23 protein-coding genes are annotated in these 22,258 nt (G+C 59.2%); 5 read left to right on the top strand and 18 right to left on the bottom strand.

Features of this window, described 5'->3' with window-relative positions; genetic code table 11:
• Position 1: 1 nt before the first annotated feature.
• From IM273_RS19170 to IM273_RS19100, 15 genes are all read right to left on the bottom strand, one after another.
• Complete coding sequence (locus tag IM273_RS19170; protein ID WP_028014709.1) at positions 2-580, bottom strand: DUF3261 domain-containing protein; 579 nt, start codon at positions 578-580, stop codon at positions 2-4.
• Positions 577-2,901 carry an MMPL family transporter gene (locus IM273_RS19165; RefSeq protein WP_193050667.1) on the bottom strand — a complete coding sequence of 775 codons (2,325 nt, stop codon included), beginning with the start codon at positions 2,899-2,901 and terminating at the stop codon, positions 577-579. The genes IM273_RS19170 and IM273_RS19165 overlap by 4 nt, the downstream gene beginning before the upstream one ends.
• Positions 2,870-3,475 (bottom strand): outer membrane lipoprotein carrier protein LolA, encoded by a 606-nt coding sequence (locus IM273_RS19160; RefSeq protein WP_047367214.1) that lies wholly within the window; start codon positions 3,473-3,475, stop codon positions 2,870-2,872. The genes IM273_RS19165 and IM273_RS19160 overlap by 32 nt, the downstream gene beginning before the upstream one ends.
• Complete coding sequence (locus IM273_RS19155) at positions 3,472-3,894, bottom strand: thioesterase family protein (protein WP_028014706.1); 423 nt, start codon at positions 3,892-3,894, stop codon at positions 3,472-3,474. The genes IM273_RS19160 and IM273_RS19155 overlap by 4 nt, the downstream gene beginning before the upstream one ends.
• Before the next feature lie 3 nt (positions 3,895-3,897).
• The gene (locus IM273_RS19150) at positions 3,898-5,589 is read right to left on the bottom strand and encodes a glycosyltransferase (RefSeq protein ID WP_193050665.1); all 1,692 of its coding nucleotides are present in this window, start codon (positions 5,587-5,589) and stop codon (positions 3,898-3,900) included.
• Entirely contained in the window at positions 5,580-5,933 is a 354-nt protein-coding gene (locus tag IM273_RS19145; RefSeq protein ID WP_028014704.1) for a hydroxymyristoyl-ACP dehydratase, read from the bottom strand. The genes IM273_RS19150 and IM273_RS19145 overlap by 10 nt, the downstream gene beginning before the upstream one ends.
• The gene (locus tag IM273_RS19140) at positions 5,920-7,281 is read right to left on the bottom strand and encodes an acyl-CoA synthetase (protein WP_193050663.1); all 1,362 of its coding nucleotides are present in this window, start codon (positions 7,279-7,281) and stop codon (positions 5,920-5,922) included. Before IM273_RS19140 ends, IM273_RS19145 begins: the two co-directional genes overlap by 14 nt.
• Positions 7,274-7,813 (bottom strand): hypothetical protein, encoded by a 540-nt coding sequence (locus tag IM273_RS19135; protein WP_206689398.1) that lies wholly within the window; start codon positions 7,811-7,813, stop codon positions 7,274-7,276. Before IM273_RS19135 ends, IM273_RS19140 begins: the two co-directional genes overlap by 8 nt.
• Positions 7,814-7,867: 54 nt before the next feature.
• Complete coding sequence (locus tag IM273_RS19130; protein ID WP_024908875.1) at positions 7,868-8,119, bottom strand: acyl carrier protein; 252 nt, start codon at positions 8,117-8,119, stop codon at positions 7,868-7,870.
• Positions 8,120-8,129: 10 nt separating this feature from the next.
• Complete coding sequence (locus IM273_RS19125; protein WP_028014701.1) at positions 8,130-8,387, bottom strand: phosphopantetheine-binding protein; 258 nt, start codon at positions 8,385-8,387, stop codon at positions 8,130-8,132.
• The gene (locus tag IM273_RS19120; RefSeq protein WP_193050661.1) at positions 8,368-9,183 is read right to left on the bottom strand and encodes a 1-acyl-sn-glycerol-3-phosphate acyltransferase; all 816 of its coding nucleotides are present in this window, start codon (positions 9,181-9,183) and stop codon (positions 8,368-8,370) included. The genes IM273_RS19125 and IM273_RS19120 overlap by 20 nt, the downstream gene beginning before the upstream one ends.
• Positions 9,180-9,902: a beta-ketoacyl synthase chain length factor gene (locus IM273_RS19115; protein ID WP_041911891.1), complete on the bottom strand. Its 723-nt coding sequence runs from the start codon at positions 9,900-9,902 to the stop codon at positions 9,180-9,182. The genes IM273_RS19120 and IM273_RS19115 overlap by 4 nt, the downstream gene beginning before the upstream one ends.
• Positions 9,903-9,949: 47 nt before the next feature.
• Positions 9,950-11,014, bottom strand: a complete 1,065-nt coding sequence (locus IM273_RS19110) for a class I SAM-dependent methyltransferase (RefSeq protein ID WP_150145209.1) — start codon at positions 11,012-11,014, stop codon at positions 9,950-9,952.
• A 68-nt stretch (positions 11,015-11,082) separates the two neighbouring features.
• The gene (locus IM273_RS19105) at positions 11,083-11,472 is read right to left on the bottom strand and encodes a hypothetical protein (protein ID WP_193050659.1); all 390 of its coding nucleotides are present in this window, start codon (positions 11,470-11,472) and stop codon (positions 11,083-11,085) included.
• A gap of 321 nt (positions 11,473-11,793) precedes the next feature.
• The gene (locus IM273_RS19100; protein WP_041911893.1) at positions 11,794-12,843 is read right to left on the bottom strand and encodes an AI-2E family transporter; all 1,050 of its coding nucleotides are present in this window, start codon (positions 12,841-12,843) and stop codon (positions 11,794-11,796) included.
• Between the two features lie 145 nt (positions 12,844-12,988).
• Between IM273_RS19100 and IM273_RS19095 the strand changes: the two genes are divergently transcribed.
• Positions 12,989-14,206, top strand: a complete 1,218-nt coding sequence (locus tag IM273_RS19095) for an MFS transporter (RefSeq protein ID WP_193050657.1) — start codon at positions 12,989-12,991, stop codon at positions 14,204-14,206.
• 4 nt (positions 14,207-14,210) lie between these two features.
• Here the strand turns inward: IM273_RS19095 and IM273_RS19090 are convergent, their stop codons facing one another.
• Together IM273_RS19090 and IM273_RS19085 are read right to left on the bottom strand one after the other, a co-directional pair.
• A complete protein-coding gene (locus IM273_RS19090) occupies positions 14,211-14,768 on the bottom strand; it encodes a DcrB family lipoprotein (protein ID WP_028014694.1) in 558 nt (185 codons plus the stop codon).
• A 72-nt stretch (positions 14,769-14,840) separates the two neighbouring features.
• A complete protein-coding gene (locus IM273_RS19085; RefSeq protein ID WP_028014693.1) occupies positions 14,841-15,506 on the bottom strand; it encodes a 7-cyano-7-deazaguanine/7-aminomethyl-7-deazaguanine transporter in 666 nt (221 codons plus the stop codon).
• Between the two features lie 167 nt (positions 15,507-15,673).
• Between IM273_RS19085 and tusA the strand changes: the two genes are divergently transcribed.
• Positions 15,674-15,916 (top strand): sulfurtransferase TusA, encoded by a 243-nt coding sequence (tusA, locus tag IM273_RS19080; RefSeq protein ID WP_008503071.1) that lies wholly within the window; start codon positions 15,674-15,676, stop codon positions 15,914-15,916.
• A gap of 65 nt (positions 15,917-15,981) precedes the next feature.
• Here the strand turns inward: tusA and yhgN are convergent, their stop codons facing one another.
• Positions 15,982-16,575 (bottom strand): NAAT family transporter YhgN, encoded by a 594-nt coding sequence (gene yhgN / locus IM273_RS19075; RefSeq protein WP_003861574.1) that lies wholly within the window; start codon positions 16,573-16,575, stop codon positions 15,982-15,984.
• A 177-nt stretch (positions 16,576-16,752) separates the two neighbouring features.
• Here yhgN and asd point away from each other — a divergent pair, with 177 nt between their 5' ends.
• From asd to glgX, 3 genes are all read left to right on the top strand, one after another.
• Positions 16,753-17,856, top strand: a complete 1,104-nt coding sequence (gene asd, locus IM273_RS19070; protein WP_022649649.1) for an aspartate-semialdehyde dehydrogenase — start codon at positions 16,753-16,755, stop codon at positions 17,854-17,856.
• Positions 17,857-18,095: 239 nt separating this feature from the next.
• Complete coding sequence (glgB, locus tag IM273_RS19065; protein WP_045259374.1) at positions 18,096-20,282, top strand: 1,4-alpha-glucan branching enzyme; 2,187 nt, start codon at positions 18,096-18,098, stop codon at positions 20,280-20,282.
• Positions 20,279-22,252: a glycogen debranching protein GlgX gene (glgX, locus tag IM273_RS19060; RefSeq protein WP_193050655.1), complete on the top strand. Its 1,974-nt coding sequence runs from the start codon at positions 20,279-20,281 to the stop codon at positions 22,250-22,252. The genes glgB and glgX overlap by 4 nt, the downstream gene beginning before the upstream one ends.
• The last annotated feature ends 6 nt before the right edge of the window (positions 22,253-22,258 follow it).

Here is a 22,258-nt window from a genome sequence, read left to right as displayed (position 1 = left end):
CTCAGTCACCCAGATATTGAATGGTGATGTGGTATTTGAATACGTGTTGCTCGATGCTGATCGGCTCACGCTTGCCTTTGCGCTGGAGGTAGACAATCTCCGTCACCAGCTTGCCGCTGGCGTTGCGCAGCTCGCGCCGATCGCCATTGTCCGTTAACGTCCAGCCCTTCGGCAACTGCGGCTGCCAGGCGCTAATCGGCCAGTGGCTGAGCATTACGTCGGCCAGCACCTGGCTGGCGGGCGGCAGCTGCGGCACGACGATAGACTGCTCGGTATGAATACCGCTCTCGTCGTACGTTGCCAGGAACAGGCGAATGCCCACGGAAGAGAGGCCGGCCAGCGTGACCTTATGCGCATCCGCGTTGAGCATCACCAGCAGGGACTGCGTTTGCCCGTTAAAGCTGCCGGTCAGCAGCTGCTGGGAGCTTACTGCCGGGCTGATGCCGGGCGGCGGCAGAGTGACTTTGGTGCCAGGCTGAAGCCAGGCCTGAGGCCGCGTCTCTTTGGTATCGGTCGAATGGCTGCAGCCTGCCAGCAGCAGCGCCGCGGCCAGCGCGACGGCGCGATAAACAGCGTTCATTTACGTTTTCTCTCTTTCTTATCCGGCATCGCCAGCGGTGCCAGCAGGAAGGCGGTGAAAATACCGCTCACCAGCACAATACCAAAGCTGCTGATGGCCTGGGTGGCGCTGAAGACGAGCATGCCCAGCGTCAGCAGGGTGGTCATCATGGCCAGGGTAATCGCCAGCATCGAAGTCAGCGGCGTACCGCGCGGGTTGCTGAAGAACAGCGTGTAGTTAATGCCAATGCCGAGCACCAGTACCAGCGCCAGCAGTGAAAACAGATTTACCGGGTGGCCCGTTGCGGCCAGCGCGGCCAGCCCGCAGCTCAGCGACAGTATGGACGGCACCAGGCTTATCAGCCCTTTGCGCCAGCCGAGGCGCAGCATCGCCCCGCAGGCAATCACCGCCAGCGCCGCAAACAGTAGCCCCGTCAGCAGCGTGCGGTAGAGGGCAAACAGGCTGTCAAAGCTGGCCTTGCGGTCCACCCAGACGACGCCGTCATGGCGCGCGGCCAGCTCACCGAGCGCCGCGCTGTTTTTTGCACCGTCCACCGGCACGAGCACGCCGCTTTCCCCATCGGGCAGGGTCAGCCAGAGCAGGCGCCAGCCCTCGCTGGCCGGACTTTCAAGCCACGCGTCCACGCTGACCGGCATGGCGTCCAGATTGGGGGAAACGGCGTTGAGCCCTGCGCTTTTCAGCACGTTCGTCACCGCAGGCGCGGCGTCCCGCAGCAGCGCAAGGTCGCTTTTCTGGCGGGCCAGCGAGTTCAGCGGCAGGGTGCGCCAGCGGGTGAGATCCCCCGCCGCTTGCGCCTCGGCCAGCGCGGGAGTAAAGGCTTCCAGCCGCTCCAGCGTTTGCTGGGGCGAAGCGCCATGCACCACAAACCATTTCTGATCGACGCTTTGGCCGGTCAGGGCGGTAATGGTTTTCTCCTGCGCCAGAATATCTTTCGGCAGCGCCTGCAGTTGGGCGATGTCGTCGTCCACCTTCAGGGTGCTCATTCCCACGGCGGAGAGCAGCGCCAGCGCGACGGGCAGACCAACGGACAGTTTTTTACTGCGTCGCCAGGCGGCCAGCCAGCGCAACATCAGGACCATAAAGGGAACCGGGCGCACCGGCAAACCCCGGCACAGCCACGGATGCCAGAAAATCACCGTCAGGCAGGAGGCGCTCAGCCCCGTCGCGGCAAATACCGCCATCTGGCGGATCCCGGGGAAGGGGGCCAGCATCATAATCAGGTAGGCGGCGACGGTCGTCAGCAGCGCCAGCAGCAGCGCATTGCGCACTTTGGCCAGGCTTTGCCAGGGAGAGAGCTCCGCGCCGTGCACCATCCGTTCGGTCAGGTAGTAAAGCGTATAGTCGGCCGAAATACCGATGATGCTCATGCTCATCACCAGCGTCATCAGGTGCAGTTCGCCAAAGAGCAGCAGCGTCACCACCGTGCCCGCCAGCGCGCCGATGGCAATGGAGAGCACGCTCAGCAGCAGCGGGCGCAGAGAGCGGAACACCGCCACGATCAGCAGGAACACCCCAAGCAGGGTGGCGATGCCCAGCGTTGAGACGTCGCGTTTAGCCTGCTGGCTGGCATAATCGCTGTAGAACACCGTCCCGCGCGAAAGCAGCTGCGCCTGCGGGTAACGCGCTTTCAGCGTCTGTTGCAGCGCATTAAGCGTCGTCACGAGCCGGTGGGTCTGCTGCATATCAAATGATGAGCCCGCCAGTTCGCCGTGCAGCAGATACCAGTAGTTTCCCGCTTCATCTTGCGTGACCAGCCAGCCGTCCATCAGCCGCAGCTTCTGGCCGTTTTGCGCCAGGGCGAGCTGCGAGCCGCGCATCAGCATCAGCGGATCGTTTTGCAGCTCTTTACCGCTGACGCCGGAGAAGGCGGAGTAGAGCTGGGATAAAATCCACTGCGCCTGCGCTTCTCCGCCGTTTTGCAGGCGGGCACGGGTGGCCGGATCAATCAGCCCGTTGCGGTGCTGCCAGAAGAACTCTCCCCAGGCCTTTTGCCCGGCGGCGTCCATCGGGCCTTTGACATCGCGGAGCGCGTCGCTGCTGTGCAGCAGTTCAAGCCACTGCTGCGCCACGCGCGGATCGGGTTCTTTGCCGGGGCTGACCAGCCAGACCAGCTGGCGGTCGAGACGCTGCATAAACCCGTCGTTGAGCGCCGGAGGGATCGCCCCCAGCGTCTGCTTCGGCAGCATGGCCAGCACGCTGCTGTTCAGCCGCGCGCCGGGCAGCAGCGACAGCAGCACGCCCAGCATAACCAGACATACCGTGGCCCACAGCAGCGCCGGGCGCAGGGATTTACGGTGCGGCAAAGCGTTGGCGTTCGTCATCGGTCAGGCTGGCGGGCGTCAGTTGGTGGTTTGAAAGGGCGATATCGGTACGGTCGCCCTGCCTGTCGTTCAGGCGGATCGTCTCAAGATAGGTCGCGCCGCCCAGATCGAGGGTGGCGAAAATCTTGTCCAGCGGCGTCGTTTTTGGGGTAAGCACCAGCGACCAGCGGCCCGCGCCCAGGTCTTTAAAATCGATGCGGAAGTTCTCTTCCAGCACCTTGCGGTCGGCCTGGAACAGGGCCCGCAGCAGGTGGTTGAACTGGAACATCTGCGGATTATTGTCGGCGGTGATGGTCTGCGGCGGCTGGCCGTTGATCGCCTGAACCATCCGCTTGTCGTCCAGCAGCAGCGTCATCGGAAACGGCGCTTTTTGATCCCACAGCAGGCCGCTGTCGCGGGCGATCAGCATCTCGCCCTGCGAGCGCAGCGGCTGTGGCATATCTTTTATCGTGCGGACCTGTTCGAAGTGCGCGCGCACCACGGGCTGCTCGGTGAAACGCTGCTGCAGTTCATCCAGCGTCACGGCGCTGACCAGCGGGCTGACGAGCAGCGCCAGCAAAGGCAACCATTTCATGGCGTGACTCCCATACGTTCAAACAGTACTGCCGGACTGACAAAGCACATTTCGCGGGTGGCTTCTTCCACCGCCACCTGGATGGTGTATCCGGTGGTGGTGCGTTTGCCGGTTTGCGCATCGAAAATTTGATAGGCAATGCGCAGGCGGTTTTCATACTCTTCAATCTGCGCGCGAACGCGAATGCGCTGCTCAAAGGTCACCGCATCGCGGTATTTCACCCGCGTGTCGACAACGGGCCAGACGTAGCCGGAGGCTTTCATCTGGCGATAGCCATAGTCAAACTGATTGAGCAGCGCCTCGCGGGCGATCTCAAAGTAGCGGAAATAGTTGCCGTGCCAGACCACGCCCATCATATCGACGTCGTGGAACGGAACGGTGATCTCAACTTCAGTCGTAAATCGGGGATCGGTCAGCACCCTTTACTCCTTCTCTCGGGACTCTGGCAGATGCCAGAAATCGAAAAAATTAAACCAGTCGAGCGGCGACATCAGGGCGTAATGCTCCAGCCGCTGCGCGTAGCGATCGACGGTAGCCTGCAGCGCCTGCTGGCGTTCCCCGCGCGGCAGGATCAGCGGGTCGGCAAACGGCTCGCTGTGCAGGACGAGCTTCCCCTGCTGGCGCAGGGCGAAAATCAACACCACCGGACAGCGCAGGATGGAGGCCAGGATAAACGGCCCCTGAGGGAACGGTGCGGGCTGGCCCATAAACTGGCTCCAGATCACCCGCCACTCGCCGCCACGCTGCGGGTTGACGGCGATGCGATCGCCCACGATCGCAACCCATTCTCCGCGCTCAAGCTTCTCTTTGATGGCAATGGCGGTGTCCGGGCCGATGTCGGTGACCGACATCAAATTCACGCCGGCCTGGGGCGCCATTTCGCTCATAATTTGCTTAAAGCGCCGGGCGTTCTCGCTGAAGACCAGGGCGTTGATGGTTTTGCTGCCGTCCAGCTGGGCCAGCGCCCGGCAGGCTTCTACGTCGCCAAGATGCGAGGCCAGCAGCAGCTTGCCCTGCGGCGCCGCGATATTAAGCGTTTCGCTCGCGCCGGGAGCAAAGACCACGTCGCGCTTAAACTTCAGCTCGCCGCGCCAGCTGGCGACTTTGTCCAGCATCGCGTTGCCGAAGCGCATGAAATGGAAAAAGCTGTTGAGACGTGCTGGAACAGGCATGTTCCGCTGCATCAGCACCTGCTTCACCCGTGCAATCCACTGCCGCGAAGCCTGCCGCGCCGGACGCGCGATCAGCCAGTAGACGCCGATCACCGGCCACAGCAGCACGGTAAACGCCCGCCGCCCCAGCAGCTGCCAGACGCGCAGCATCAGGCGCATGCCCCACAGGCCTTTAACCTCGTCCTGCTGCGCCCAGTGCTGGCCGCGTCGACGGAAGAGCAGGCCGGGAATGCGGGGCAGCATGCCGAAGAACAGCCGGGTATGCATCAGGGAGATCCGCACGTTATCTTTCAACGCGTCGAAGTGGGACAACCCGTCCTGCGGATAGGTCACGCGGGTGGGAAGAAAGACGCTGGTGTTGCCCTGCCAGTAGAGACGGACCATTACTTCGGTGTCAAAGTCCATCCGTTTACCGAGCGTTTCACGCGCGGCGAGCCGCAGCGTGGGCGAGACCGGGTAGACTCGAAAGCCGCACATGCTGTCTTTAAGCTGCAGGGATAAGGTCTCAATCCATACCCAGACGTGGGTGACCCAGCGCCCGTAGAGCCGCGAGCGCGGGATGGAATCATCATAAACAGGCTGGCCGGAAATCAGCGCGTCCGGGTGGCGCTCCGCCAGCGCCAGCATTTTGGGAATATCTTCGATGGCATGCTGGCCGTCCGCGTCCACCTGCAGGGCGTGGGTATAGCCCGCACGCGCGCACTCCTCCAGCCCCCTGATGACCGCGGCACCTTTGCCGGCGTTTTGCGCCAGACGGACCAGCGTCATCTGCGGCTGCTCCGCCGCCAGCCGCTCAAGCTCCTGGCGGGTGGCGGCTTCGCTGCCGTCATCCACCACCAGGCACGGCAGGCCAAACGGCGAGAGGCGCGACAGCACGCTGGACATCGTGGCGCCGTGGTTGTAGCACGGGATCAGCACGCAGGGGCGGAAGGTTACTGACATAGACGAATTTTCCCGCTGCTGGCGGTATGGCGTTCAGCCCCGTCATGACGCAGGTAGCTGAAGGTCAGCAGTTTGCGTCCGGCATGCCACTCAAGCACCAGCGTCACCGTGGTTTCCGGCAGCAGAGGCGCCTGGAACTTCACGTTTTGAATGCTGTGAAAGCGGTAGCCCGGTGCCAGTAAGGTCGTTGCGTAGTGCATCACCCAGTCAAGCTGCGCAACGCCGGGCAGCAGCGGCTGTACGGCAAAATGGCCCTGAAACCAGAACAGAGAGGCGTCGAGATGCAACACGATCTCCAGCTTCTCCGGTTGTGCCTGATGGCGCTCGATTTCATGAATTTTCATGAAATAACTCCTCTAACTGCGCATAGACACGCTTGTTCATACTGTTTACCGGCATCTCATCGACAATGCGCCAGTAGCGTGGAACGGCGACCGGCTCAAGCCACGGCAGCAGGGCGCGTCGCCAGGCGAACTCCTGCGCTTTTTTATCCTGCAGATGCCAGCGCTGACGAACCGCCTCATCCAGCACCAGCAGGACGCCAATCCCCTGACGGCCCCCGCGCGTAACCGGCAGCGCAGCCGCCTCGCAAACGCCGTCGAGCTCCAGCAGGCGACGCTCAATCTCGTTAAGCGAGATGCGCTTTTCTTCAATTTTGACCACCCGCCCGCGACGACCGGCGATGCTGAAAAGCCCCGCACTGTCGAAGTGGAGGATATCGTCCAGCTGGAGTCCTTCAGCCTCATGGATAAGCGGCGAAGTGACGCGGCAGGCGTCATCTTCCTGATGGAAGTTTACGCCGGGGAAGGGTCGCCACGGCAGGTTATCTTCCACGCGATGGCGCCAGGCGAGGATCCCGGTTTCGGTGCTGCCATAAATTTCGTCCGGCCAGATGTTAAGCCAGCCAACCGTGGTGGAGACGTCACGCCAGGGCAGCATTCCGCCCGCGGAAATCAGCATCCTGACGGGCGGCGCGGCCAGTTCGGTATCCAGGCGCTTCAGGAACGCCGGGCTGCTGATGAACAGGTAATGCCGGTCATGAGGAAGGGCGGCCAGCTGCTCTGCGTAGTAGAGCATCGCGGCATGCAACGGCAGGCCCATCGCCATCGGCAGTACGATACGAAATGTCAGGCCGTAGAGATGTTGCGGGACGACGGAGGCCACAACGCTACAGCCAGCCAGACGTTCACCGAAGCGGTCAGCCAGCAGGCGGGCTTCGCGATCCAGGCTGACGATGTGCTTAACCACCCGGCGCGGCGTTCCCGTGGAGCCGGAGGTGAACAGCTCGACGAAGCGGTTTTCGTTAATCTCCGGCAGGGGGACCCAGCGGGCGATCGTCTGGCGGCGGGAGGCTACCACAATCAGTTGCCCGTCAATATCGAGGGACCGATCGCTCAGGACGCCGCTAAACAGCGGCTGCTGCTCCTCAAGCAGCGAAACGCGGCTATGGCCAGGAATGACCGGCGTTTTACCAGCATGCAGCGAGGCCAGCAGCGCAACGATAAACAGGTAGCTGTTTTCAAAGCACAGCGCCCAGCGATCGCCTTCCTGCTGACGCAGGGTGTCGACCAGTAACGTCACGTCGTGGCGCAGCTGGCCCAGCGTCCAGGTACGATCGTCGAGCCAGGCGACGGGCGTGTCGTCAGGGCGGGGCGCGTTTAACCACTGGCCCAGCGGAAGGGGGTTAGTCATTCTGCATCTCTTTTTTTATCACCCGCTGGCGCACCAGCCACTCTGCCGCCATCAGCGTCCCCATCAGGATGTAAGCCACCATACCGTTCCACAGCGTCCACAGGTGCATGTCGCCGTGCAGGACGGTATACAGCGCCATCGCCCCGTTGCCGATGAAAAATCCGCACCAGACGAGGGTCACCCTGCGGGTATAGCGAACGCCCTCCGGCGGCAAATTTGGCTCACGCAGGCGCGCCAGGCGTTCGACCAGCGGCATCGCTGTCCAGAGCGAACCGCCGAAGACGGCGAGCATTACAAGATTAACGACCACAGGGTAAAACAGCAGCCACTGGTGGGTTTTCAGCAGGTAGCTTGCCGCGCAGAGCGCGATCCCCGCCAGCGCCACGCACTGCACCACATACCGCATCGGGCCGGTGTTACGCCGCGCCTGACGCAGCCGCAGCAGCAACAGCAGCGCCATCACCGGCAGCAGCCACGGCAGGCTGTTATGCGTCAGCCCAAATCCAATCAGGAAGGGCCACGCCAGCAGCATCAGCCCCGTCAGAAGTGGGATGACCGGGAACGTCCGTCCATCACGCACGGTGTCTTACTCTTCGCGCAGCAGCTGTTCGACGGCGTCTACCACATCCTGAACGGTACGAACCGATTTGAAGGTTTCCGGCTTGATTTTCTTACCGGTTTTCTTCTGCAGATGGACAATCATGTCCACCGCGTCAATGCTGTCCAGCTCCAGGTCTTCGTAAAGACGGGCTTCGGGCGTAATGTCCTGCGGGTCGATTTCAAAGAGTTTGGTCAGAAGGCCGCAGACTTCCTGATAAATGGTTTCTTGTTCGGTCATAGTTCACATCTCAGGCGCGTTGGGCGTGGATAAAGGACGCCAGGGTGGCGACGGAAAAGAAGTGCTGGCGCATCTCTTCGCTTTCGGCAGAAAGCACCACGCCATACTGGTTTTTCACCGCCAGACCCAGCTCCAGCGCGTCGATAGAGTCGAGACCCAGCCCGTCGCCAAACAGCGCGGCATCGGTATCAATATCCTCTGCGGTAAGCTCGTCCAGATTCAGCGTGGTGATAATGAGATTCTTAATTTCAAGATAAAGCGCTTGCATCATTAATTCCTGACAAAGATTGAAGGCCTGATGTTAATCGATGCTGCAGGTGCCGGTTTAACTGCCTTGCCGCCAGTGCCGGTTCTTGTTGCCTTGCATCGTAAAATTCGTCGATGTTCACGCGATCGCGCACATCGACGGTAAAGACAGGTTTTGCGGGCGGTACATCATACCAGCGGCTTTTTTTATCCAGCAGGTGCTCGCTGCAGTGGATGAGTACGATCCGCAGATCGCTGCCGCAGCGCACGGCGATATTTGCCGCGCCGCGCTGGAGGGACATCGCCTCACCTGGGCGGGTACGCGTCCCTTCCGGGAAGATTAACAGCGTGTCGCCCTGGGCCAGACGCTGCTGGCTGGCGGTGAGCAGGGGCTCGGCTTCGCTGTTAATCAGATAATCTGCCGCGCGGATAACGCCGCTGACAAACGGATTGCGCAGCAGCGCGCTTTTCACCAGACAGTCGGTTTCGGGCATTACCGACGCCAGAATCACGTAGTCAATTAACGTAGGGTGGTTAGCCACCACCAGGCAGCCCCGATCGCCGCGCAGGGCATCAAGATTGTGGATGCGATAGTCCAGCACCCCGGTGCCGCGGGCAACGGTTAAGAAGAAGCGGAAGCTGGCCGCGATGCTGCGGCGCGCCAGGCGACGGCGTTTGGCGCGATCGCGCTGGGCAATCAGCAGCAGGTTGAACCAGACCAGCGACAACAGCAGCCCGCCCGCGCCAAACAGCACGAAGCAGAATCCGGTCATGGCCAGACGCCATAGCCAGTTGATCCGGGCGGTCAGGCGGTTCATTGGCGCGCCCACTGCCACAGCAAACGTTCGCCGGGCACCACAAACTGCCGTTCCTCACGGAGATAGCGTTGCAGGAACATCAGGCTTTGCGGCAGGGCGGCTTCCTCGCCCGTGCTGCCGCTGCGGGTTTCGCACTGCCATTCGCTGCCGGCTTCAATCACCAGCGCCACCGCGTACGGCCAGGTAGGCATCTGCGGCGGTAACGCCGGATGGTAAAATTCCGGCAGCGCGCCGTCAAAATCCACCAGCAGGACGCGGGAGTAGCCCGCATGCAGCAGGCTCAGCACTTCACACAGGGCCTGCTGGAAGGTGTCCAGCCCGGCGGAAATGGATGATGAGACAACAGGCTGGCGAGCGGCGATCGTGAGATTGCCCACCGCGGAATTGTGCACGGACATGGCGAAGTCGGTAGGCGAGACGGCCTGCCCGGTCGCCAGCGTATGCAGAATACGGTAATTGCGCTCCAGTTCGCCGTGGCGGCTGGAATAGACGACGGCGTCTATGGCGTGGCTTTGCAGCATGGCAAGACCAATATCCACCGCCAGCTTACTGCCTGAGTTAAGGCGGCGCGCGGTCATCATGGGTAACGCGGTCAGGCGGGGTAGAGGAGCCGTCGGGTCGATGGTCGACTGCAGGCGCGACCACGCCTGCCACTCTGCGGCATCGCTTAGTCCTGGCGCTCTTGCCTGCCAGTCAATAATGTTCAGTGAAAATTTCATCTACGCGCGTCCGCGGAATACCGTATTCAAAGGGCAGCCAGGCTGCGCTATTGTTCACGTTTGGTGCAAATTAACAGGGTATGACCTACCCCAAGGTTATCCAGCCGCTGTGCTATGCTGAAGCCCGCCCTTTCCAGGTAGTGATAAAACTTCTCTACGCTGTAAAACCGGCTATTGCCATTCGCCATACAGGTGAAATAGAGCGAGGTGGCATTCAGGCTGAAAGCCGCCGCTTCATATTTCTGGGCATCCCAGAAAAGCTCCATGATGCACAACCGTGCGCCAGGCTTCATGACCTCTGCGACGCGCGTCAGCATGGCGACAATCTGATCCGGAGAGAAACAGTCGAGGAACTGGCTCATCCACCAGACGTCGGCATCTCCCGGCAATGCCGACGGACTAAGCATATCGACAGCATGGAATCCAATACGATGAGAAAAACCTGCTTTTTCGATGTTTTCCTGCGCCAGCGCTATCTGCTGCGGGAGATCGAGGATCGTCACGGCAACATTGTCGTCATAGCGGCAGCAGCGTAACGACCATTTACCTGTATTTCCGCCCACATCGTACAATTTTGTCGGCGAGCTTGCGAATATATATGGCAACGCAGCGTCAAAAGCGGCGTCGGAATAGTAATGATCGAAGGCAAACCAGCTCTCTTTTGCCGGGGCAGGAAGCTGGGATAAAGCCGGATAGATGGTTGGCCAGTCGCCAAACACGGATAATCCAGCCGGTTTTTCTTTCTGCAGGGCATCGGCCAGATGAAATAACCCCTGGTAACAGACGTCCTGCGTGAAATCCATATTAACGCGGGTCATGGGATCGTGGAGTAAGAAATGGCCCACTTTCGCCAGGAAATAACGACCTTCTTTATAAGTAATTATCCGCCCGCTTAATCCCATGTCTAACAATACGCTGACGGCATAACTGCTCAGGGTACTGTTTTCGGTTATTTCGTCGAGGCTCGCCCCCTTATTACCCTGTTTATCGAGCCAGGCGAGAACGCCCGAGTTACGCAGACAAAGCGCGGTCTGAAATAACATCGGCGCAAAAGCGATGCGTTGCGCTTCGGTAATGGCATCCAGCGCGCTGAGCGTGTCCTTTTCGTACATTGTTGCGTAACCTTTCAGGGTAAGAAATGAGGTTATCGGGCCATGTCCGGCCCGACTTTAGGAAAATATTACAGCGCGGCACCCGCAGAAAGGTTCAGCTGAATATCGTGGTCGAGGTTGTTCACCCAGCGGTTATAATTTTTGTGAATTTTACCGTCTGCCGCTTTCAGGTTCAGGCTGCTTTCGTAATTAATTGAATAACTTGTCGCAGAGTAGGGAATACGCACCTGGACCGAGTGATCGCGTGCCTGCAGACGGCCGTTAATCACGCCCGGGCCCGCTTCCGTCATGATCCAGTCACGCTTCTGGCCTGCTTTCAAAATGGCTGTTTTCACCTGATCGGCAGTATGACCGGCGCTCACGACAGAGTGAACCTGAGCGATAGGGGCGGTACGCGCACAGCCAGCCAGTGCGCCAACGAATACGGCGGCAGTGCACCATTTAACGAGCTTTTTCATCAACAACTCCATATCAATAATAACAATTAAAGGTAGTGTTTTTTACAAATAAGCATCACCAGGCTTAGGGATTAAGTCAGGTGTGTTTTTAATCAATATTAATGTTTACATTACGTCGTCGCTAAGGCGGGGTATAATATCACGCAAAATAATTAATCATTCCGTTTTTTTTAATTTGCTTTAAGGGGGGAGGGCATTTAAGCGAAATCTGGGTGAGTTGATAAAAAAAAGGAAGGAATAAGCCTTAACGCAAATAAAAATACCGCGACGGTGAGCGTCGCGGTATTTGACGGTATAAACCCGTTTACACAGACAGATACGTTACCCCGGCAACCGGCTTTTCGGCCGCCCCGGCCCAAGCAGGATCGCCAGCTTGCTGCCCCCTTTGGTGGTTTCCATCCAGATTTTACATACGCTGGTCAGCGGGACCGACAGCAGCATGCCGACAGGGCCCAGCAGCCATCCCCAAATCAGCAAGGATAAAAACACCACCAGCGTCGACATGCCCAGCCGGTGCCCCATCATGCGCGGTTCAAGAATGTTGCCCAGCACCATATGCACGACGAGGAACAGCGCTCCGACCAGCATACATTCGTAGAAACCGTTAAACAGAAACGCCTGAATCATCGGCGGCACGGCGGAAAGCACCGCGCCAATATTCGGCACGTAGTTCAGCAGAAACGCCAGCACCCCCCACATCAGCGCGAATTGAACATCCATCAGCATCAGCCCCAGCCAGACAATAATCCCGGTCCAGACGCTCAGCAGCGTTTTCAGCGCCAGATATTTGGAGACGCCCTTTAAGGCGCGGTGTAGGCCGGCAATGTGTATTTGCGGGTTATTTAAAGCAAAGCGCAGCTTATACGGAACATGGCGCACTTCGAACAGCATAAACACCACCGTCATGACCAGCAGCAAAATGCTGGCCATCGCGCCGGAAAGGCCGGTCATCAGCGTGGTGGCGTAGGTCATGACCTTCTCGGAATCCATCCTGCGCAGCATCCGTTCTGGCGAAATATGCAGGTTAAGAAAGGGCATCATCTCCTGCAGCGCGACGATTTTACGTGTCAGCTCTTTATTGTACTGCGGCAACATGGTGGAGAATTCGCTCAGCGATGCCGCCAGTACGCCGAAGAGCGCCGTCAGGCCAATCAGCATCACGATAACTACGATGGTGATGGCCACCGGGCGGCTCACGCCCCGGCGTAAAAACCAGGTCACCAGCGGATTGAGGACAATGGCAAAAAAGAGCGCCAACAGGAGCTGGACGATAATGTCAGCGGCAGCATGTATACCCGCAAGGATAACCACCAGACAGGCGAGTTTTAATAAGATGTGGAGTCCTGCTTTATCAGGCTGGGGAGCTAACATGCGCGTTCCTTAATAAGATGACCCGATAAGTGTAGTGCCTTAGGGCCGCTTCGTCTGGCACCGATAATCTGAAAGTCGGGGCTGATTTTCTTATTGCTCCGTGGTAATAGTGAAACACTGTTGCAAAAAATTCAGGTAGAACCCCATGCCAGAACCTGCCGCCGAACCGGCGCTGAGCGGATTGCGCCTCAATCTGCGCATTGTTTCCGTCGTTATCTTCAACTTTGCCAGCTATTTAACGATCGGCCTGCCGCTGGCGGTTCTGCCGGGCTACGTCCATGACGTGATGGGTTTTAGCGCGTTCTGGGCGGGGCTGGTCATCAGCCTCCAGTATTTCGCCACGCTCCTTAGCCGCCCGCACGCCGGGCGCTACGCCGACCTGTTCGGTCCCAAAAGCATTGTGGTAGTGGGATTGTGCGGCTGTTTCCTCAGTGGTCTGAGCTACCTGCTCGCTGCCGCTACCAGCCACTGGCCGCTGGTCAGCCTGGCGCTGCTTTGCCTGGGCCGCGTCATTCTCGGGATTGGGCAAAGCCTGGCAGGAACCGGCTCGACGCTATGGGGTGTGGGGGTTGTCGGTGCATCACACATTGGCCGGGTTATCTCGTGGAACGGGATCGTCACCTACGGGGCGATGGCGCTCGGCGCGCCGCTTGGCGTGGCCTGTTACGCTTTTGGCGGTCTGTATGGACTGTCGCTGACCATTATAGCGGTCGCGCTTGTGGCGATACTGTTTGCGCTGCCGCGCCCGAAGGTGAAGGCCAGCAAGGGCAAGCCGCTGCCGTTTCGGGCCGTGCTGGGGCGCGTCTGGCCGTACGGCATGGCGCTGGCCCTGGCGACCACCGGCTTCGGCGTCATTGCGACCTTCATTACCCTGTTTTATGACGCCAAAGGCTGGGAGGGCGCGGCCTTTGCGTTAACCCTCTTCAGCGGTGCGTTTGTTGGCGCACGCCTGCTTTTCCCGAACGGTATCAACCGTCTGGGCGGGCTGAACGTAGCGATGATCTGCTTTGCGGTAGAGATTGTCGGGCTGCTGTTAACCGGCATCGCCAGCGCGCCCTGGATGGCGAAAATTGGCGTCTTCCTGGCGGGAGCCGGTTTCTCGCTGGTCTTCCCGGCGCTGGGCGTGGTGGCGGTTAAAGCGGTGCCGCAGCAGAACCAGGGGGCGGCGCTGGCGACCTATACGGTATTTATGGATATGTCTTTAGGCATTACCGGGCCGCTGGCGGGGCTGGTGATGGCCTGGGCGGGGGTACCGGTGATCTATCTTGCCGCGGCGGGTCTGGTGATAATGGCCCTGCTGCTGACGTGGCGGCTAAAAAAATGGCCCCCGGTGCAGGCACCGGAGGCCACGTCATCGTCATGAAGGGTTACTGGATCACGATGGTGTTAATGATGTTTTCAGCAGCCGTCTGCGCTTTCTGCTGATCTTCCGCTGGCAGGGTGATCTGCAGGGTCAGCAGTTTGTTATCAACCTTGCCCAGCACCACAGAAGACCAGGCGGTCTGGCCTTTTGCGGAGATGATGCTGTCCAGCTGCTGCAGCTTATGGCCTTTCAGCTCAATGGATTTATTGGTCACGACCTGCAGCTGCGGGTCGCGGCCGCGCTGCTGGTCTTCCAGACGTTTGGACAGGACGGCCAGGTCTTCGCTGGTGTCGTCGCCCACAATCACAATGACCGCTTTCTGGCCGGTTGCGTCGGAGTAAACGTGCATGTTATTCGCCTGGGTGCCCAGCTTGCCGCTCTGGTCAGTCATATCGGCTGGCAGAGAGAAACTGAGTTTGCCATCCATCAGATTCACCGGTTGACCGGTCGCGTTGCTTTCTGCGGATGCGCCCTGAGCAGGCGTTTTTGTGTCGCTGTTATCACAGGCTGCAAGACCCACAACCAGCAGGCCAATCCCGACATATTTAACCAGATTGCGCATTGACTTCTTCCTTTCGATAAACGGCCATAGCGGCTCATTCACCCATCTTATCACAACTGATAAAGCGAACCCTTAACCAGCCTGCAATGCCGTGATTTCAGATTTATCTGCCAGCCTTTTCAGCAGCATATTCAGCAGCACGCCGTACATCGGCAGGAAGAAAACAATGCTGATGAGCACCTTGAAGCAGTAGTCCACCAGCGCGATCTCCATCCAGTGCTCGGCCATAAAGGCATCCGGGCTGCGCCAGAAGGCGATGAAGAAGAAGGCCAGCGTATCGCTCACGTTGCCGAACAGCGTGGACGCGGTCGGCGCCATCCACCAGCGGTGATTCTGACGCAGGCGGTTAAACACGTGCACGTCGAGGATCTGCCCCAGCGCGTAGGCCATAAAGCTTGCCGCGGCGATACGGGCGACAAACAGGTTGAAGTGTGTCAGCGCCTCAAAGCCCTGCCAGCTACCCATGTAAAACAGGGAGGAGATCACGTACGAGATGAACAGCGCCGGAAGCATGACCGCAAAGATAATGCGGCGCGCCAGCGGTGCGCCGAAGATACGCACGGTCAGATCGGTGGCGAGGAAAATAAACGGAAAGCTGAACGCGCCCCAGGTGGTATGAAAACCAAAAATGGAGATCGGGAGCTGCACCAGGTAGTTGCTGGAGGTGATCACCAGCAAATGGAAAAGCGAAAGCCAGAACAACGCTTTTACGCGCTGTGATTCAGAGAACTGCGTCATATTGTGACCTTTTTATACGTTGGGGTGAGGGAACCCAATAAAAACCGCAGCATGATACTGCTTTGGCTGGACATTGCAATGGTTAGTTTTTGCGCAATCGTTAACCTGGTTTGCATTGCCCGCGCCGGGGCGTAAACTACTGCCGTTTTTATCTGACCGAGAAGATCATGACCGACCTGTTTTCCAGCCCAGACCACACCCTTGATGCCCAGGGCCTTCGCTGCCCGGAGCCGGTAATGATGGTACGTAAGACCGTGCGTAACATGCAGACCGGTGAAACGCTGCTGATTATTGCCGACGATCCGGCCACCACGCGCGATATTCCCGGTTTTTGTACCTTTATGGAGCATGAGCTGGTGGCGCAGCAGACCGAGGCGCTGCCGTACCGGTATTTGATTCGTAAGGGGTAGGTGGGGCTGTCCTCTGCGGCCTGATGCCCTCACCCCGGCCCTCTCCCACGGGGAGAGGGAGAAAGTCATCCTTTCATCCACGCCCGGATGCCGTCCAGGAACATCTGCGTCGCCATCATTACCAGAATCAGCCCCATCAGACGCTCCAGCGCGTTCACCCCTTTTTCGCCCAGCAGGCGCAGGAACAGCGACGACTGCAGCAGAATAATAAATGTTCCGCCCCAGGCAATCAGCAGGGCAATGACCAGATGGCTCATCTGATTCGGATACTGATGCGACAGCAGCATCAGCGTCGCCAGAATGGTTGGCCCCGCGACGAGGGGAATCGCCAGCGGCACGATAAACGGCTCTTCGCCTGCGGGCAGGCCGCTGCTGCTGCCTTCGGCGCTCGGGAAGATCATCTTGATGGCAATCAGGAACAGAATAATCCCACCGGAAATGGAGACCGTTTCGGCGCGCAGGTTCAGGAACGCAAGGATTTTTTCACCGGCAAACAGGAAGATAAACATCACCAGCAGGGCAATAAGCAGCTCGCGGATCATGATCGCCCGGCGGCGCTTCGGCTCGGTGTGCTTCAGCACCGACATGAAGATGGGCAGGTTGCCCAGTGGATCCATTATCAGGATCAATAAAACCGCTGCTGAAATGATTTCACTCATGTAAATTATCCCTGAAACTCTCTATGGTTATTATGATAATTAGCTGTATTTCTGATTGCCGGGCAATCATCGATTAATTTCGCTTGCGACTTTGGCAGCATTTTGTAATGTGAAGCATATCCCAGTTCAATACTGGCTTGCACAATCAGCACACACCCTCAGCAGGAAAAAAATGCTATGAAAAACGTTGGTTTCATCGGCTGGCGCGGTATGGTCGGCTCTGTACTCATGCAACGCATGGTTGAAGAGCGCGATTTCGACGCTATCCGCCCGGTCTTCTTCTCCACTTCCCAGCTCGGCCAGGCTGCTCCGTCCTTTGGTGGTACCACAGGCACGTTGCAGGACGCTTACGATCTGGAAGCGCTGAAGGCACTCGACATTATTGTGACCTGCCAGGGCGGCGATTATACCAACGAAATCTATCCAAAGCTGCGTGAAAGCGGCTGGCAGGGCTACTGGATTGACGCGGCCTCTTCACTGCGCATGAAAGACGATGCCATCATTATTCTCGACCCGGTTAACCAGGACGTCATCACCGACGGCCTGAACAACGGCGTGAAAACCTTTGTTGGCGGTAACTGCACCGTCAGCCTGATGCTGATGTCACTCGGCGGCCTGTTCGCGCAGGACCTGGTGGAGTGGGTCTCCGTGGCGACCTACCAGGCCGCGTCCGGCGGCGGCGCGCGACACATGCGCGAGCTGCTGACCCAGATGGGCCAGCTGCACCAAAGCGTCGCGACCGAGCTGGCAAACCCGGCGTCCGCCATCCTCGACATCGAGCGCAAAGTCACTCAGCTGACCCGCAGCGGCGAGCTGCCGGTGGATAACTTCGGCGTACCGCTGGCCGGCGGTCTGATCCCGTGGATCGACAAACAGCTGGATAACGGCCAGACCCGCGAAGAGTGGAAGGGCCAGGCGGAGACCAACAAAATTCTCGCCACCGCGAATACCATTCCGGTTGACGGTCTGTGCGTGCGTATCGGCGCGCTGCGCTGCCACAGCCAGGCCTTCACCATTAAACTGAAAAAAGATGTGTCTATTCCGACCGTGGAAGAGCTGCTGGCCGCGCACAACCCGTGGGCGAAAGTGGTACCAAACGATCGCGATATCACCATGCGTGAACTGACCCCGGCTGCCGTTACCGGCACGCTGACCACGCCGGTTGGCCGCCTGCGCAAGCTGAACATGGGGCCGGAGTATCTCTCCGCGTTCACCGTCGGCGACCAGCTGTTGTGGGGGGCCGCCGAGCCGCTGCGCCGCATGCTGCGCCAGCTGGCGTAATAATTTGTTAAACACGGGGGGTGATTGTCACCCCCTTTTTTTGCGTACTACATGGAGTAAAACGCAGATGTCTTATTTTTTATCAGGAGGAACCACGACGTTGGCTATGCTTTAAGGAAGATTTATTTCTCACCTGAGGGTAGGGCGGAGCAGAGAGGATCAACTGCACCGTTTAGGTCACATTAAAAGTCGTCCCGGAGCGCGTAAAAAGGGCGACATAAAAAAACAGGATGAATACCATGTCCGATCGTATTTCGAGAGACGTGATTAATGCGCTTATTGCGGGTCATTTTGCCGACCCCTTTTCTGTGCTAGGGATGCACCGTACAGAGGCCGGACTGGAAGTTCGGGCGCTGTTGCCGGATGCGACAGAAGTGTGGGTTATCGAACCCAAAACCGGCCGCAAGGTGGGTAATCTGGAATGCCTCGACTCGCGCGGCTTTTTCTCGGGCGTCATGCCCCGCCGTAAAAACCCCTTTCGCTATCAGCTTGCCGTTATCTGGCACGGCCAGCAAAACCTGATTGACGATCCCTACAGCTTTGGGCCGCTCTTAAAAGAGATGGATGCCTGGCTGCTGTCCGAAGGGACCCATTTACGCCCCTACGAAACGCTGGGTGCCCATGCGGATACCATGGACGGTATCACCGGCACGCGCTTTGCCGTATGGGCGCCAAACGCCCAGCGCGTTTCCGTCGTTGGGCAGTTCAACTACTGGGACGGTCGCCGCCACCCGATGCGCCTGCGCCGTGAGACGGGCATCTGGGAGCTGTTTATCCCCGGGGCGCATAATGGCCAGCTCTACAAATTTGAGATGATCGACGCGCACGGCAAGCTACGCATTAAAGCCGACCCGTACGCCTTTGAGGCGCAGATGCGCCCGGATACCGCATCGCTGATCTGCGGCCTGCCGGAGAAGGTCGTCCAGACCGAGGAGCGCAAGCAGGCCAACCGCTTTGATGCGCCGATCTCCGTTTACGAAGTGCATCTCGGCTCCTGGCGCCGCCACACGGACAACAACTTCTGGCTCAGCTACCGGGAGCTCGCCGACCAGCTGGTGCCGTACGCCAAATGGATGGGCTTTACCCACCTCGAACTGCTGCCGGTTAACGAGCACCCGTTCGACGGCAGCTGGGGCTATCAGCCCACCGGGCTGTATGCGCCCACGCGGCGCTTCGGCACGCGCGATGATTTCCGTTATTTCATTGATGCTGCGCACGCCGCCGGGCTGAACGTGATCCTCGACTGGGTGCCGGGCCATTTCCCGTCGGACGATTTTGCGCTGGCAGAGTTCGACGGCACGAAGCTGTACGAGCACAGCGACCCGCGCGAAGGCTATCACCAGGACTGGAACACGCTGATCTACAACTACGGTCGCCGTGAAGTGTCGAATTACCTGGTGGGGAATGCGCTGTACTGGATCGAACGCTTCGGCATTGATGCCCTGCGCGTGGATGCGGTGGCGTCGATGATCTACCGCGACTACAGCCGCAAAGAGGGAGAGTGGATCCCGAACGAGTATGGCGGCCGTGAAAACCTCGAAGCGATTGAATTTCTGCGCAACACCAACCGCATCATCGGCGAGCAGGTGGAAGGCGCCGTGACCATGGCGGAAGAGTCGACGGACTTTGCGGGCGTCTCCCGCCCTCCGTCATCAGGCGGCCTGGGGTTCTGGTACAAGTGGAACCTGGGCTGGATGCACGATACGCTCGACTACATGAAGCTCGACCCGGTTTATCGTCAGTATCACCACGATAAGCTCACCTTCGGGCTGCTCTACAACTACACCGAAAACTTCATGCTGCCGCTGTCGCACGATGAAGTGGTGCACGGCAAAAAATCCATTCTCGACCGCATGCCGGGCGACGCGTGGCAGAAGTTTGCCAACCTGCGCGCCTACTACGGCTGGATGTTTGCCTTCCCGGGCAAAAAGCTACTGTTTATGGGCAATGAGTTCGCCCAGGGTCGCGAGTGGAACCACGACACCAGCCTCGACTGGCATCTGCTGGAGGGCGGCGACAACTGGCACCACGGCGTACAGCGTCTGGTGCGCGACCTGAACCTGACCTACCGCCACCATAAAGCGCTGCACGAGCTGGACTTCGACCCGTACGGCTTTGAGTGGTTGGTGGTGGACGACCACGAGCGCTCGGTGTTTGTCTTTGTACGTCGTGACAAAGCGGGTAACGAGATTATCGTCGCCAGCAACTTCACGCCGGTGCCGCGCGAACACTACCGCTTCGGCATTAACCAGCCGGGCAAATGGCGCGAGATCCTGAATACCGATTCCATGCATTACCACGGCAGTAACGCCGGTAACGGCGGGCTGGTGCAGAGCGATGCGATTGAAAGCCACGGGCGTCCAAACTCCCTGAGCCTGACGCTGCCGCCGCTTGGCACCATCTGGCTGATGCGGGAGGGAGAATGACGCAGCTTACGGCAGGTAAACCCGAACCGCTCGGCGCGAGTTTTGACGGAAAGGGGGTGAACTTCACGCTCTTTTCTGCTCACGCGGAGCGGGTGGAGCTCTGCGTGTTTGACGGGGAGGGTAACGAGCACCGTTACGATTTACCGTCCCGCACGGGAGACATCTGGCACGGTTACCTGTCCGGCGGGCGTCCGGGAATGCACTACGGTTTTCGCGTACACGGCCCGTGGGAGCCTTCTCAGGGGCACTGGTTTAACCCGGCGAAGCTGCTGATTGACCCGTGCGCGCGCCGCGTGGACGGCGAGTTTAAAGACGACCCGCTGTTCCACGTCGGCTACGGCGAGCCGGACCACCGCGACAGCGCGCCCGTCGCGCCGAAAAGCGCGGTGGTGCACGATCTCTACGACTGGGAAGACGATGCCCCGCCGCGCACGCCGTGGGGTAACACCGTCATCTATGAAGCGCACGTCAAAGGGCTGACCTACCTGCACCCGTCGATCCCCAAAGAGATGCGCGGCACCTACAAAGCGCTGGGGCATCCGACCATGGTCGCTTACCTGAAGCATTTGGGCATCACCGCGCTGGAGCTGCTTCCGGTGGCGCATTTCGCCAGCGAGCCGCGTCTTCAGCGTCTTGGGTTAAGCAACTACTGGGGCTACAACCCGCTGGCGATGTTCGCTCTCGACCCGCGCTACGCGGTGCATCCGGAGAAAGCGCGGGACGAGTTTCGCGACGCGGTGAAGGCACTCCACGCCGCGGGCATTGAGGTCATTCTGGACGTGGTGCTGAACCACAGTGCGGAAAGCGATCTTGACGGCCCGACGCTCTCACAGCGCGGAATCGATAACCGTAGCTATTATTGGATCAGGGAAGATGGCGATTACGAGAACTGGACCGGGTGCGGTAACACCCTCAACCTCAGCCATCCGGCCGTTACGCATTACGCGTATGAATGCCTGAAATACTGGGTTGAAACGTTCCACGTGGACGGTTTTCGTTTCGACCTGGCGCCGGTGATGGGGCGCACTCCAGCATTTAGCCAGCAGGCACCGCTGTTTGAGGCGATAAAAAACTGCCCGGTGCTCTCAACGGTGAAGCTCATCGCAGAGCCGTGGGACATCGGTGAAGGCGGTTATCAGGTGGGGAACTTCCCGCCGCTATTTGCCGAGTGGAACGACCACTACCGCGATGCCATCCGCCGCTTCTGGCTGGCGCGCGATTTGTCGCTGGGCGAGTTCGCCGGACGCTTTGCCGGCTCCAGCGATCTCTTTAAGCGCGACGGAAAACGTCCGTCGGCCACCATCAACCTGGTGACGGCGCATGACGGTTTTACGCTGCGCGACTGCGTTTGTTTCAATCAGAAACACAATGAGGCCAACGGCGAAGAGAATCGCGATGGTACTAACAATAACCATAGCTTCAATCATGGTATAGAAGGGTTAGGCGGAAGTCTGGATGTGATCGAGCGGCGACGCGCCAGCGTTCATGCGCTGCTGACGACGCTTTTGCTGTCTCAGGGCACGCCGATGCTGCTGGCGGGCGACGAGCACGGCCACAGCCAGCACGGCAATAACAACGCCTATTGCCAGGACAATACCTTAACCTGGCTCGACTGGGGGGAGGCGAACAGCGGGTTGACCCATTTCACCGCGGCGCTGATCCACCTTCGCCAGCAGATCCCCGCCCTTACCGCCGACAGCTGGTGGGAAGAGGGCGACGGCAACGTTAGCTGGCTGAATAAAGACGCGCAGCCGTTGAGCGCGCAAGAGTGGCAACACGGCATCACCTGCCTGCAAATCCTGCTTTCGGATAAGTGGCTGGTGACGCTGAACGCGACGGACGACATCGCAGAGATTGTTTTACCTGACGGGGAGTGGCGAGCTGTTCCCCCCTTTGCCGGAGCGGATAATCCGGTAGTAATGGCTGTCTGGCACGGGCCTGCGCACGGAGTGTGCGTATTCCAAAGATGATAAAAA

This window comes from Enterobacter cloacae complex sp. P13B (assembly GCF_014895915.1).
GTDB classification, from domain to species: Bacteria; Pseudomonadota; Gammaproteobacteria; order Enterobacterales; family Enterobacteriaceae; genus Enterobacter; species Enterobacter bugandensis.
This window is presented reverse-complemented; position numbering and strand designations above follow the sequence as displayed.